This window comes from Pantoea stewartii, assembly GCF_011044475.1.
GTDB classification, from domain to species: Bacteria; Pseudomonadota; Gammaproteobacteria; order Enterobacterales; family Enterobacteriaceae; genus Pantoea; species Pantoea stewartii.
The window spans coordinates 2,176,147-2,188,304 of record NZ_CP049115.1; the positions used below are offsets into that span (position 1 = coordinate 2,176,147).

A 12,158-nucleotide genomic window follows, 5' to 3' on the forward strand; every position below is an offset into this window, starting at 1 on the left:
TGAAAGCCCTGCCCGGCACAGTCTGCTCCGTTATGCCGTGGCAGGCTGCACCAGCAGCTGACCTGCCGTTCCCCGATCCGCCAGCTCCAGCGTCTGACTGTAATAGACAAACGGGAAATGGTCTGAAGAGCTTTGGGTAAAGTTGACCAGCAGTTCGACCTCGCCGTCCACCCAGACGGTGTCTTTCCAGCCCCGGTCTTCCCCCATCGACTGCGCACCGTTCACGCTCTTAATGAGGAACATTACGCCCTGAATATGCAACGATTGCGGACGATCGGCACGGATAATCCAGCGCTCAAATGTGCCCTGCTGCGCGGTGGTATCAATGCGGTTCATATCCCACACGGCACCGTTGATGCCGGGCATACTGTCGCCAATACGAAACTCCCGGGTACGCACCGAAGCGCCGTCCAGAATCTGATCGGCCAGTAAACGCATTGGCAGATTATCCGTCACCAGCGGCAGCAGGCCAGTGGGGCGAAGCGTGAGCACCAGCGTTGAGGTCAAAATCGTCGAAGGCTCGAAGAAACCGCGCAGGCGATCCATGATGCCAGCCGCGGTGCCCGCCGTAATGGAGACCTCATCCCCTTGTGACATATCCACCAGAACTTCGCGCCGCTCACCGGGAGCCAGCGTTAACCGCTGTACCGCTACCGGCGACGGTAAAAAACCCTGATCGCTGGCGATGACCGTAAACGGTCGGTTATCACTGATGCTGAGTTCGTAACGTCGGGCATTGGAGGCATTGAGCAACCGCAGGCGCACCCAGCCGCGTGATACCTCAATAAACGGATTGCGTACGCCATTAACCAGCAGCGTATCGCCCAGGAAACCGCCGTCAGCGGGTGGGTCATAAACCGGTGTCGCAAAATTATCCAGCCGCTTGTCCTGAATGATCAGCGGAAAGTCATCCACGCCATAGTGTTTTGGCAACGGAAGCTGCTTACTGAGGTCGTCCTCGATCAGCCACATGCCCGCCAGGCCGTTATAGACGTGCGGTGCCATGCGGTTTGGCGTGTTGGCGTGATACCAGCAGGTGGCGGCGTTCTGACGAATCGGTAACACCGGTGCCCAGTCGACGCCCGCTGACATCATCCGCGGCGCGCCGCCCATCAGTGCCCCTGGCACCTGCAGGCCGCTGATGGTCATCGAAACCGGTTCATTGAGGCGGTTACTGTAGATCAGTTTGACATCATCGCCGCTGTAAACACGGACAGTTGGCCCAAGGTACATGCCATTGATGCCCCAGACCGGCACCTTGTTATTGTCACCGTTAAACGACCAGTGGCTGCGCTGTAAGGTCAGAAACAGCGGCTGACCCCGGCGGGATTCGATCAACGGCGGAACGGGAAGCGGCGTGTCACCACGCAAGGAAGCGGCACGTGCCGCATGCGGCATTACCGTGGCACTGAGCGCCACACCGGCAGAAAGCTGGATAAACTGACGTCTGCTGAAAGACATGAAATTTCAGACCTTTTACGCGTGGCGCTGAAACGCCAACCCTGTTTTTATTGCTGTCATTGCTGTGCTGCTTTCACGGCGAGCGACGCAGGACGTCACTCGCCGTGGGGCATCCATGCAGAATAGTCCGACAACGGATTTGTCGGTTAGATTTTACCGTTTTTTTCGCGTTCTTCGACTTCGGCGTTAAGCTCTTCCAGCTTCGCCGCCATCAGTTCACGACAGTGGGTAGCCAGTTTGCGCACAGACGACGACTCAAATTGTTTGACGTCTACCGGCGGCAGCATTTCCACAATAACCAGGCCGTTTTTCAGGCGGTTGAGGTTAATTTTATTGTGCGTATTGGAGACTACAATCGGGATGATCGGGACGCCGGCCGCCACCGCAGCGTGAAACGCACCGGTTTTAAACGGTAATAATCCCCGCCCGCGACTGCGCGTACCTTCAGGAAACATCCAGAACGAAATCCGTTTTTTATTGAACTGCTCGACCAGCTCGCCAATGGTGCCGTGAGCTTTGGCCCGGTTGTCACGGTCAATCAGCAGATTCCCGGTCAGCCAGTAAAGCTGGCCAAAGAACGGTATCCAAAGCAGGCTTTTTTTCCCCACGGTCACGGTGGTGGGCTGCACAATTTTAGCGGCCGTCACCATATCGTAGTTGTTCTGGTGATTAGCGATATAAATCGCATTACCGTAATTATCCGCGCCCTCTGGGCGACGAAGTTCAACCTTCAGACCAAACAGCGTCGATAATTTGCCAAACAGATGACCAAAGGTGGCGACGTGACGCGGATTGCGCGGCGAGAACAGACACCAGATGCAGCCAAATACACAGACCAGAATCGAATAAATTACCACAATAATCGTGCGTAATATCAGTAACATAGCTTCCTCAATGTAACACGGCTGGCGATGAACCAGCCGGATGAATTACGCGTCGCTGTCAGCGCTGTCAGGACGTGCCGGGGCATCCAGTTCGACCCGATCAATTTTTTGCAGACCGCGCGGTAACAGCGTGCCACGGCGACCCCGATCGGCACGGAATTTCTGCAACTCTTCACTGCGCAGCAACAGCTTGCGTTTACCGACGTGCAGCGTAATCGCGCTGCCTGGTGGCAGAATCATCAGCCAGGCCAGTTTATCCGTGCCCGCCGCGGCATCTGCCGACGGAATCGAGATAATCTTGTTGCCCTTGCCTTTCGACATTTGCGGCAACTCGCCGACCGGGAACATCAACATCCTGCCCGCCTGAGTGATCGCTAACAGCATGTCGTCTTCATGATGCACAGCCATCGGCGTCATGACGCGCGCATTCTCCGGCAGAGTCAGCAGCGCTTTGCCCGCACGGTTGCGCGAAATCAGATCGTTGAAGGTGCAGATAAAGCCATATCCGGCATCCGAAGCCATTAGCAGGCGCTGCTCTTCCGGCTCCATCAATACCTGTTCAACAACCGCACCCGGTGGTGGCGTCAGTTTACCGGTCAGTGGCTCGCCCTGCCCGCGTGCCGACGGCAGCGAGGTGGGGTCCAGCGTATAGCTGCGACCAGTGGAATCGATAAAGGCCACAGGCTGATTACTCTTGCCGCGTGCCGCCGCCAGGAAGCTGTCACCGGCTTTATAGCTCAGGCCCGCCGGGTCGATATCATGTCCTTTGGCGCTGCGCACCCAGCCCATCTGCGACAGAACAATCGTAACCGGCTCAGACGGAACCAGCTCGGTTTCGCTGAGCGCTTTGGCTTCTTCACGTTCACGCAGAGGCGAACGGCGATCATCACCAAAACTGTTGCTGTCTGCCTGCAGCTCTTTTTTCAGCAGCGTATTCATTTTGCGTTCAGAGGCCAGCGTCGCCTGCAGCTGATCGCGCTCTTTTTCCAGTTCGCTTTGCTCACCGCGAATCTTCATCTCTTCCAGCTTCGCCAAATGGCGCAGCTTGAGTTCAAGAATCGCTTCGGCCTGGGTTTCACTGATCTCAAAGCGCGACATCAGCACTGGCTTTGGTTCGTCCTCGGTACGGATGATGTGAATGACTTCATCAATATTAAGGAAGGCCACCAGCAAACCGTCCAGGATATGCAGACGGCGCAGCACGCGTTCTAAACGATGATTCAGACGGCGACGAACAGTATCGCGACGGAACACCAGCCATTCAGACAGGATTTCCAGCAGGTTTTTCACGGCCGGACGGTTATCCAGTCCGATCATATTCAGGTTGATACGGTAGCTTTTTTCCAGATCGGTCGTGGCGAACAGGTGGTTCATAACCTGATCCAGATCGACACGGTTTGACCGGGGCACAATCACCAGGCGAGTCGGGTTTTCGTGATCGGACTCATCACGTAAATCCTCGACCATTGGCAGCTTTTTATTGCGCATCTGGCTGGCAATCTGCTCCAGTACCCGGGCACCGGACACCTGGTGCGGCAGCGCGGTGATCACCACCTCGCCGTCCTCTTTTTTCCACACCGCACGCTGGCGAATCGAGCCGCGCCCGTTCTGATAGATTTTACGAATTTCGTCGCGTGGCGTAATGATTTCGGCTTCGGTCGGGAAATCCGGCCCTTGCACAATCTCCAGCAGCGCATCCAGGCTGGTTTTCGGATCGTCAATCAGGGCGATAGCGGCCTGCGCCACTTCGCGCAGGTTATGCGGCGGAATATCGGTTGCCATGCCCACCGCGATCCCCGTGGTGCCGTTCAGCAGAATGTTTGGCAGGCGCGCCGGCAACATCTTCGGCTCCTGCATCGTGCCGTCAAAGTTTGGCACCCAGTCTGCCGTGCCCTGCCCCAGCTCACCCAGCAGCACTTCGGCATACTTCGACAGGCGAGACTCGGTATAACGCATGGCGGCGAAAGATTTAGGATCGTCAGGTGCTCCCCAGTTTCCCTGGCCATCGACCAGCGGATAACGGTAGGAGAACGGCTGTGCCATCAACACCATGGCTTCGTAACAGGCGCTGTCACCATGAGGATGGTATTTACCCAGCACGTCACCCACGGTACGGGCCGATTTTTTAAATTTGGCGGTGGCGTTAAGCCCCAGCTCCGACATGGCATATACAATGCGGCGCTGGACGGGTTTCAGGCCGTCGCCAATGTAAGGCAACGCACGGTCCATGATGACGTACATGGAGTAGTTTAAGTACGCATTCTCAGTAAACGTATGCAGGGCAAGACGCTCTGCACCATCCTGCGTCAATTCGCTCATTAAGTCCTCATCCTCACATCGTGACCCGCAACGGCGGATCACCCGGCGGTTGTTTGGCGAGGATAGTACCTTATTCGTGGGTATTAGTCACAGTCCTGGAGCGGGCTGGTCACTCTTTTTTCCCTGTTTTCCGGTCGCCGAAAAAACCGCACCGGTAAAAATCCCCGTGCGCTTATTTTTAATAGTTTGTGACCTTCCTCGCAATTAATTATCAGCTTATTTATAGCGTATTAATCCTGTCCCGTCCCCGGGACAACATTTAGTATTGTTGCTTTTTCTTTCACCACCTAAATTCAATTTCAGCGACATATACCGGTTTTATTTTATGCCCTGGTTGGATTTAACGAATTGCCACTTAAGCACCGCTAACGAAATAATAGACGGGTGACTGAATGCAAAATCTGACTTCACGACAACACCGATTACTGAAATTACTGTTACAGGCGGGCACGCCGCTGGCGTTGGCGCAATTAGCCCAACAGTTAACCGTTTCTGAAAAAAGTATTTATCGGGATTTACAAAGTCTGGAACCCTGGCTGCATGGCTGGCAGGCGCAACTGGTGAAGCTGCCTGGCCGCTGTGTGGCGCTGGAAACATACGATCATGAACAGCGGCTGCGCTTGCAGCAGCATGTTGCCAGCGACGATAACTGGTCTGCGGGCTTAAGCAACAATGCGCGGCGGGTAAAAATCCTGTCCCAGTTGCTACGAGACGCGCCACGTGAAACCTCGATCAGTAAGTTATCTGAACGTTATTTCATCAGTCACGCTTCGATTGTTAATGACCTCAAGGTGATTGAAGAGTGGTTGCAGCCGCTGGCGCTGGAGCTGGTCCGTAGCCAGAGCGGCACGCATGTGGCAGGCAGCGAACAGGCACTGCGCCAGGCCATGGTTTTGCTGATTAACGACGTTATGCAGCATAACACGGGCAGCAATATGGCCCTGCCACGGCTCGACCCCGGCAGTTATCAGGCGCTGATCCACTATTTTGGCGAAGAGGACGTGGCCTTTGTGCAGCGCTTACTGCAGAAAATGGAGCAGCAGCTTGGCTACCCTTTGAGCGATGCGTATTACCTCAATCTGTCCACCCATATTCTGATCATGATTCACCGTATGGCGCAGGGCAAAGCCTTGTCCCTGCCGCTGGCTCTGAGCGCGTCAGAAATGGACAACCGCATTCTGAAGATTGCCCGCCAGATGGTAGTACAGATTGAACAGCGGCTGGGGCAATCCGCGCCCGCGGATGAAGTGGGATTTATTTATCAATATATTATTTCATCGGGCATTGTAGTCGAAGAACGCGGCAGCCACATGCTATCGCACTCTCCTTTTTCAAATGCAGCATCGCGCAATATTACGCTCGAATTAATTCATTGCTTTTCCACATTCATCCAAAAGGATCTGTCGACCGATTCTTTATTATTTGAAGGTTTGCTATTCCATATTAAGCCGCTACTTAACCGGCTTAAATATCATATTACGATTCGCAATCCCTTACTCGATGACATAAAAGCGGAATTACAGGATATTTTCACGCTGACCCAACGCGCCATGCAGGTAACGGCCGAGCGGTTTCATTATGGGCCAATCGCTGACGATGAGATCGGTTATCTGTGCGTGCATTTTCAGGCCGCGCTTGAACGGCAAATCGCCCATAAACGTATTTTGCTGGTGTGTTCCAGCGGCGTCGGCACGTCGCATTTGCTGAAAAGTCGCATCCTGCGCGCCTTTCCGGACTGGATTATCGTGGGCGTTATTTCGGCCAGCACGCTGGACGACTTTTGTCAGCAGGAGCCGGTGGATCTGGTCATCTCCACCATTCATCTCGATATCAGCACCTTGCCCACCGTGTATGTTACTGCGTTTTTTAACGACGACGATATTCGCCGGGTGACGGACGCCATGATTGGTCGCCAACTGCCACAGGCCGCAACGCGCGCACTGGCAGAACATTAACTGAATGAGGTCTGATTAATGGACATTTCTCGCATTCTCATGCCACGCCGCGTCAATCTCAATCTGCAGGCCAGCAGCAAAGAAGCGGCCATTATCGAACTGACGGAGTTGCTGTTCAGTGACGGTGCCATTAGCGATAAAGAGGCCTTTATCCGTGATGTCTGGCTACGCGAGGCGGAGGGATCGACCGGGTTTGAGAATCATATCGCCATTCCTCACGGTAAGTCCTCCGCCGTTAAGCAAACCACGCTGGCCATCGGGCGCAGCCAGCAGGATATCCCCTGGGAGACGCTGGATGGCAGCAAGGTGCGCTGCATCATCCTGTTTGCCGTGCGGCTGGAAGATCAAAACACGACCCATATTCGCCTGCTGTCACAGGTGGCCAGTGCGCTGGCCGATGATGAGGTGATTGCGCAGCTGCTGGTGGAAAACGATCCCAGCGAAATCATTCGGCTGTTTAGTCAGTACGCCGAAACCGACCTCTGTTAACCCTGGAATCCGAGGTAATCATGAACATTGTCTGTGTTGCCGCCTGTACGGCGGGCATCGCGCATACCTACATTGCGCGTGAAAAAATGATCAAAGGCGCTCACGCCCTTGGCCACACCATCCATGTGGAAACGCAGGGCACCATCGGGACAGAAAACGCCCTGGATGCCGAAACGATAGCGGCAGCCGACGTGGTGATCCTGGCGGTGGACGTGAAGATCACCGGCGAGGAACGTTTTCGTGGCAAACCGATCGTGCGGGTGAAAACCGAAGTGGTGATCAAGTCGCCCATCAAGTTTCTGGAAAAAGTGGCGGATTCACTGGCGCGTGCCTGAGGAGATCCACAATGAACGCTAACAAAAGCCAGTACGGGCAAGCGATCAAAGGCCATCTGTTAACCGGGATCTCCTGGATGATCCCGCTGATTGTCGCCGCCGGGATCTGCATTGCGCTGGGTCAGGTGATTGGCGGGCCCGATGTGGGTAAACATCCCGGTACGATCGCCTGGATGCTGAACCAGATCGGTGGCTGGGGCATGGGCTTAATCGTCCCGTTGATCAGTGCGGCTATCGCTTACTCGATTGCCGACAGGCCGGGCTTCGCGCCGGGTTTAATCGTCGGGTTTATATGCGGACAGATTGGCACCGGCTTTATCGGCGGCATCCTGGGTGGCTTCCTGGTGGGTTACACGGTGATTTTGCTGCGGCGCAGTATACGGTTTCCACAGTCGATGCAGGGGCTGATGCCGATCATGGTCTTGCCCGTACTGAGCACCATCATTGCCGGGCTGCTCATGATGACGTTTATCGGTCAGCCCATTGTCTGGCTGCAAAAGGCGCTGATCGCCCTGCTGGAATCAATGCAGGGGGGCTCTAAGTTCATCATGGGGGCGATTCTGGGGGCGATGGCGACCTTTGACTTCGGCGGGCCGGTCAATAAAACCATGTCGCTGTTTGCGGATGGCATGCTGGTGGACGGCATTTACGGGCCGGAAGCGGTCAAATTTGCCGGTTCGATGATCCCGCCCTTTGGCATCACGCTCTCCTGGCTGCTCACGCGCCATAAGTACACCCGCGCGGAAAAAGAAGCCCTGAAAGCGGCCTTCCCGATGGGGATCTGCATGATCACCGAAGGTGTGATCCCCATTGCCGCACGCGATCTGTTCCGGGTCGTCGGGAGTTGTGTGGTTGCCTCAGCCGTTGCTGGTGGCCTGATCATGGTCTGGGGCGTGGAAGCGCCGGTGCCTCACGGCGGCATGTTTGTCGTACCGCTGTTCACCAAACCCGGGTTGTTCTGCCTGGCGCTCGGTATCGGCACCACGATCTGTGGCGTCATGCTTTCGCTGCTGAAAAAGCCCGTCACTGAAGCCGACGAAGAGTTTGACGACGTGGAAGATCACACCGTTCGCGACGACGACATTAAATTCACACTGGAATAAGGAGTGAGTATGTACGCGGCAATGAACGACCTGATAAGCCAGGCTGCGCAGAAAAAATATGCCGTTCTGGCCATCAATTGCTTCAACCTGGAAAGTGCCCGGGCGGCGGTTAAGGCGGCGGAGCAGCAGCGTGCGCCCCTGATACTGAATGTGTATCAAGGCCATAGCCGTCATTTTCCGCCAGCCATCGCGGTGCCGCTGGTGCAGGCGCTGGCGGCGGAGGCCAGCGTACCAATCGCGCTGGCGCTCGATCATGGCAAGGCCTTTCCGCTGATTGGCCAGGCCTTTCGCGCAGGCTTTACCGGGCTGATGATCGATGCTTCGGCGGAGCCGCTGGCCGAAAACATTCGTCAGACGGCCCGCGTGGTCGACATGGCCCACACCGCCGGGGTTTGCGTCGAAGGCGAACTGGGCCATATCGCCGATGCGCCCACCTACGCGCTGGCCGACGCGGCGGTCAAAATGACCCAGGTGGCGGATGTCCTGCCGTTTCTTGAGCAGACCCATATCGATCTGCTCGCGGTTTCGGTTGGCACCGCGCATGGGCTTTATCCCGCTGGGGTGCAGCCGACAATCGATTTCCAGCGTCTGGCAGACCTGCACGCGGCCTCATCGCGCCCGCTGGCGCTTCACGGCGGCAGTGGCACGCCAGCGGACGATATTCGGCGCGTCAGTCAGCACGGCGTCGCCAAGATTAACGTTGGCGCGGCGGTATTTGAAGCCGGTAAACAGGCGCTGCACCAGGCGCTTAAACACCCTCCCACCACCGAACTGCCGGACTTACTCGCCCTGATGGAGTCCGCCTGTTGTGAAGTCGTCAGTGACTATCTGAGCTGGTCTGGCTCCGCCCGTCAGGCCTGATGGCTTTCTGCTGTAACCCGGTGCGCGTCTCTGAACGTCAGCGCAGGGCAACCCTTTGTCATAAAACAAGCTGAGGAAGATTTAACATGTTGATTTCTATGAAAGAGATGTTAAGACCCACCCGTCAACATCGCTTTGCGATTGGCGCCTTCAATGTCGCTGACAGCTGTTTTATCCGCGCGGTCGTGGAAGAAGCCGAAGCCACTCAAACCCCGGCCATTATCTCGATTCATCCCAGTGAACTGGAATTCGTCACCGATGCATTTTTTGGCTATGTGCGGGAGCGCACACTGAAAAGCAGCGTGCCGTTTACGCTGCACCTGGATCACGGTGCATCGGTGGCCCATGTGCTGCGCGCTATTCAGTGCGGTTTCACGTCGGTGATGATTGACGGTTCCCTGCTGCCTTACGAAGAAAACGTGGCGCTGACGAAAGAGGTGGTGAAGCTGGCCCATGCGGTGGGCGTGTCGGTTGAGGGCGAACTGGGGACGATTGGCGATACCGGGACGACCGTGGAAGGCGGCGTGAGCAAAGTGATCTACACCGACCCGGCTCAGGCCGAAGACTTTGTGCAGCGAACCGGCGTGGATACCTTAGCGGTCGCCATCGGCACCGCGCATGGTATCTATCCCAAAGATATGAAACCGGAATTGCAAATGCATATCCTGCGCGACATTTCACAGCGCGTTTCCATTCCACTGGTGCTGCATGGCGGCTCGGCGAATCCCGATGCCGAAGTGGCCGAGGCGGTGACGCTGGGCGTGGGTAAAATCAACATCTCCAGCGACATGAAATATGCCTATTTCCAGAAAGTGCGTGAAGTGTTAACCCGTGAAACCTGGTGGGATCCGAACGTAATTTATCCCGAAGCGATTGAGGCGGCAAAAGCGGTCATTCGCTACAAGATGAATTTGTTTGGTGGGCTGGGTAAAGCGTCGTTGTATTAAGCATCTTCGCTTTTTTGATTCAGATAACCGCACCGTGGCGTTTCAAAGCCATCTGACAGAAAGTCGGAGCAGGCAATCCGCAGCGCTGAACAGAGCGATAAAGCCAGGATTAGCCCGCAGGACGCGGGCAAAAAACGGAGTCGGTACAGGCTGTATCGTCTCCGTCAGTCCGTCAGTCCGTCAGGCTGAAGCGCGACGTGAAGGCAACCGCGACAGCGACGTGAGGACGCCCGCTCAGAAACCCTGTCGGATGGCGTGTACAGCGCTGCAAAAAAACTGAGCGCACAAAACATGATTACTTCATCACGCCCATCCACTGCTGCGCAATCTTCGCATATTCTCCCGTGGCCGTGCTCAGGTGTAGCCACTGATCGACATACTGTTTCCAGCTCATATCATCACGCGGAAGCATATAGGCCTTCTCGCCATACTGAAGCGGTTTATCCGGATTGAGTGCGCACAGGGAAGGGAAGCGTTTTTGCTGATACAGCGCCTCTGAGGCATCGGTAATCATCACATCGGCTTTGTTATCCACCAACTGCTGGAAAATGGTGACGTTATCGTGAAACAGCGTTAACGCCGCCTGAGGAAGATAACTGTGCACAAAGGCTTCGTTCGTCCCGCCCGCGGGTTCGATTAACCGGACGCCGGGTTTATTTAACTGGTCAACCGTCTGATACTTCGTTTTATCCGCGCAGCGCACCAGCGGAATTTTGCCGTCCACGCCAAGCGGCTGAGCAAACCAGGCCGTTTGCTGGCGCTTCAGCGTAACCGATACGCCACCCAGTGCGATATCACACTGTTTCGCTAAAAAGTCCTGCATCAGGGTTTTCCAGGTGGTAGGTACCCATTGCACTTTCGCTCCCAGTGACGCCGCCAGCGACTCCGCCATGCTGATATCCAGCCCTTCATAGTGGCCATCGGGTTTCAGAAAGCTGTAGGGCTTGTAGTCCCCGGTCGTACACACTTTCAGGGTTTTGGTGTTGAGCACGCTGTCCAGACGTGACTGGGCCTGAGCACCGCCAGCCACCAGCAGTAAAGTCATTATGAGTGTTTTCTTCATCATTCTTTTTTTTCAGAGGTGAGTTTGCGCCGTTATGGTGACATAACCTTACGGGTTATTGCGCTAATCGCAAAAGTGTTGTGATCATTCTCGCATTTTTCTCCCGCGCGTCGCGGCCTAAGCTACTCCCCATAAACGCATACGGGAGACACGCTTAATGAGCAACATTTTAATTATCGATGGTGGTAAAACTTTCGCCCATTCTAAAGGTGAACTGAATCATACGCTGACCGACGTGGCCGCCAGCCAGTTGCGCGATCTGGGCCATGAGGTGACCGTTACCGTCGCCGACAGTGACTATGTTGTGGCAGATGAGATCCAAAAATATCTCGACAGCGATGTCGTGATTTATCAGATGCCAGGCTGGTGGATGGGCGAACCCTGGACCGTGAAACGTTATATTGACGAAGTCTTTACGGAAGGCCACGGCAAGCTGTATGCCAGTGATGGTCGCACACGTTCAGACAGCGAGAAAAAATACGGTTCTGGCGGCCTGCTTCAGGGCAAAAAATATATGCTTTCCCTGACCTGGAACGCTCCGCTGGAAGCCTTTACCGATCCTGAGCAATTCTTCGAAGGCGTCGGCGTGGATGGCCTGTACCTGCATTTTCACAAGGCTAATCAGTTCCTTGGAATGGAAGCCTTACCGACGTTCATCTGTAACGACGTGATCAAGCAGCCTGATGTGCCGCGGGATATTGCTCGTTATCGGGCGCATCTCAGCGAAATTTTTGCTTAAAT

The 12,158-nt window shown here is 55.3% G+C and carries 11 protein-coding genes; 7 read left to right on the forward strand and 4 right to left on the reverse strand.

All coding sequences use genetic code 11. The features are described from left to right. Positions 1-30 precede the first annotated feature (30 nt). The 3 genes from ftsP to parC form a co-directional block, all read right to left on the reverse strand. Positions 31-1,461 (reverse strand): cell division protein FtsP, encoded by a 1,431-nt coding sequence (ftsP, locus tag G5574_RS10260; protein WP_164482578.1) that lies wholly within the window; start codon positions 1,459-1,461, stop codon positions 31-33. 146 nt (positions 1,462-1,607) lie between these two features. Next, the gene (locus G5574_RS10265; RefSeq protein ID WP_039342149.1) at positions 1,608-2,345 is read right to left on the reverse strand and encodes a 1-acylglycerol-3-phosphate O-acyltransferase; all 738 of its coding nucleotides are present in this window, start codon (positions 2,343-2,345) and stop codon (positions 1,608-1,610) included. Between the two features lie 45 nt (positions 2,346-2,390). Further along, complete coding sequence (parC, locus tag G5574_RS10270) at positions 2,391-4,664, reverse strand: DNA topoisomerase IV subunit A (protein WP_033739803.1); 2,274 nt, start codon at positions 4,662-4,664, stop codon at positions 2,391-2,393. Between the two features lie 392 nt (positions 4,665-5,056). On the opposite strand from parC, the gene G5574_RS10275 reads away from it, so the two are divergent. The 6 genes from G5574_RS10275 (at position 5,057) to G5574_RS10300 (ending at position 10,354) form a co-directional block, all read left to right on the forward strand. Next, positions 5,057-6,619, forward strand: a complete 1,563-nt coding sequence (locus tag G5574_RS10275) for a BglG family transcription antiterminator (protein WP_164482579.1) — start codon at positions 5,057-5,059, stop codon at positions 6,617-6,619. A gap of 18 nt (positions 6,620-6,637) precedes the next feature. Further along, positions 6,638-7,108 carry a PTS sugar transporter subunit IIA gene (locus G5574_RS10280; protein ID WP_164482580.1) on the forward strand — a complete coding sequence of 157 codons (471 nt, stop codon included), beginning with the start codon at positions 6,638-6,640 and terminating at the stop codon, positions 7,106-7,108. Positions 7,109-7,128: 20 nt separating this feature from the next. Continuing rightward, the gene (locus G5574_RS10285) at positions 7,129-7,443 is read left to right on the forward strand and encodes a PTS fructose transporter subunit IIB (protein ID WP_006118182.1); all 315 of its coding nucleotides are present in this window, start codon (positions 7,129-7,131) and stop codon (positions 7,441-7,443) included. A gap of 11 nt (positions 7,444-7,454) precedes the next feature. Next, entirely contained in the window at positions 7,455-8,546 is a 1,092-nt protein-coding gene (locus G5574_RS10290) for a PTS fructose transporter subunit IIC (protein WP_164482581.1), read from the forward strand. Positions 8,547-8,555: 9 nt separating this feature from the next. Beyond that, on the forward strand, positions 8,556-9,407 hold the full coding sequence (locus G5574_RS10295) for a class II fructose-bisphosphate aldolase (RefSeq protein WP_033739812.1): 852 nt from the start codon (positions 8,556-8,558) through the stop codon (positions 9,405-9,407). An 86-nt stretch (positions 9,408-9,493) separates the two neighbouring features. Next, complete coding sequence (locus G5574_RS10300) at positions 9,494-10,354, forward strand: ketose-bisphosphate aldolase (protein WP_006118185.1); 861 nt, start codon at positions 9,494-9,496, stop codon at positions 10,352-10,354. A 295-nt stretch (positions 10,355-10,649) separates the two neighbouring features. On the opposite strand, the gene G5574_RS10305 is transcribed toward G5574_RS10300, so the two are convergent. Then, positions 10,650-11,399: a transporter substrate-binding domain-containing protein gene (locus tag G5574_RS10305; RefSeq protein ID WP_006118186.1), complete on the reverse strand. Its 750-nt coding sequence runs from the start codon at positions 11,397-11,399 to the stop codon at positions 10,650-10,652. A gap of 175 nt (positions 11,400-11,574) precedes the next feature. Here G5574_RS10305 and G5574_RS10310 point away from each other — a divergent pair, with 175 nt between their 5' ends. Beyond that, positions 11,575-12,156, forward strand: coding sequence for an NAD(P)H-dependent oxidoreductase (locus G5574_RS10310; RefSeq protein WP_033739814.1), 582 nt, complete (start codon positions 11,575-11,577; stop codon positions 12,154-12,156). The last annotated feature ends 2 nt before the right edge of the window (positions 12,157-12,158 follow it).

Excerpts from the sequence above, each read along its gene's own strand:
- ftsP (WP_164482578.1), bottom strand. The coding sequence starts at position 1,461 with ATGTCTTTCAGCAGACGTCAGTTTATCCAGCTTTCTGCCGGTGTGGCG.
- G5574_RS10265 (WP_039342149.1), bottom strand. The coding sequence starts at position 2,345 with ATGTTACTGATATTACGCACGATTATTGTGGTAATTTATTCGATTCTG.
- parC (WP_033739803.1), bottom strand. The coding sequence starts at position 4,664 with ATGAGCGAATTGACGCAGGATGGTGCAGAGCGTCTTGCCCTGCATACG.
- G5574_RS10275 (WP_164482579.1), top strand. The coding sequence starts at position 5,057 with ATGCAAAATCTGACTTCACGACAACACCGATTACTGAAATTACTGTTA.
- G5574_RS10280 (WP_164482580.1), top strand. The coding sequence starts at position 6,638 with ATGGACATTTCTCGCATTCTCATGCCACGCCGCGTCAATCTCAATCTG.
- G5574_RS10285 (WP_006118182.1), top strand. The coding sequence starts at position 7,129 with ATGAACATTGTCTGTGTTGCCGCCTGTACGGCGGGCATCGCGCATACC.
- G5574_RS10290 (WP_164482581.1), top strand. The coding sequence starts at position 7,455 with ATGAACGCTAACAAAAGCCAGTACGGGCAAGCGATCAAAGGCCATCTG.
- G5574_RS10295 (WP_033739812.1), top strand. The coding sequence starts at position 8,556 with ATGTACGCGGCAATGAACGACCTGATAAGCCAGGCTGCGCAGAAAAAA.
- G5574_RS10300 (WP_006118185.1), top strand. The coding sequence starts at position 9,494 with ATGTTGATTTCTATGAAAGAGATGTTAAGACCCACCCGTCAACATCGC.
- G5574_RS10305 (WP_006118186.1), bottom strand. The coding sequence starts at position 11,399 with ATGACTTTACTGCTGGTGGCTGGCGGTGCTCAGGCCCAGTCACGTCTG.
- G5574_RS10310 (WP_033739814.1), top strand. The coding sequence starts at position 11,575 with ATGAGCAACATTTTAATTATCGATGGTGGTAAAACTTTCGCCCATTCT.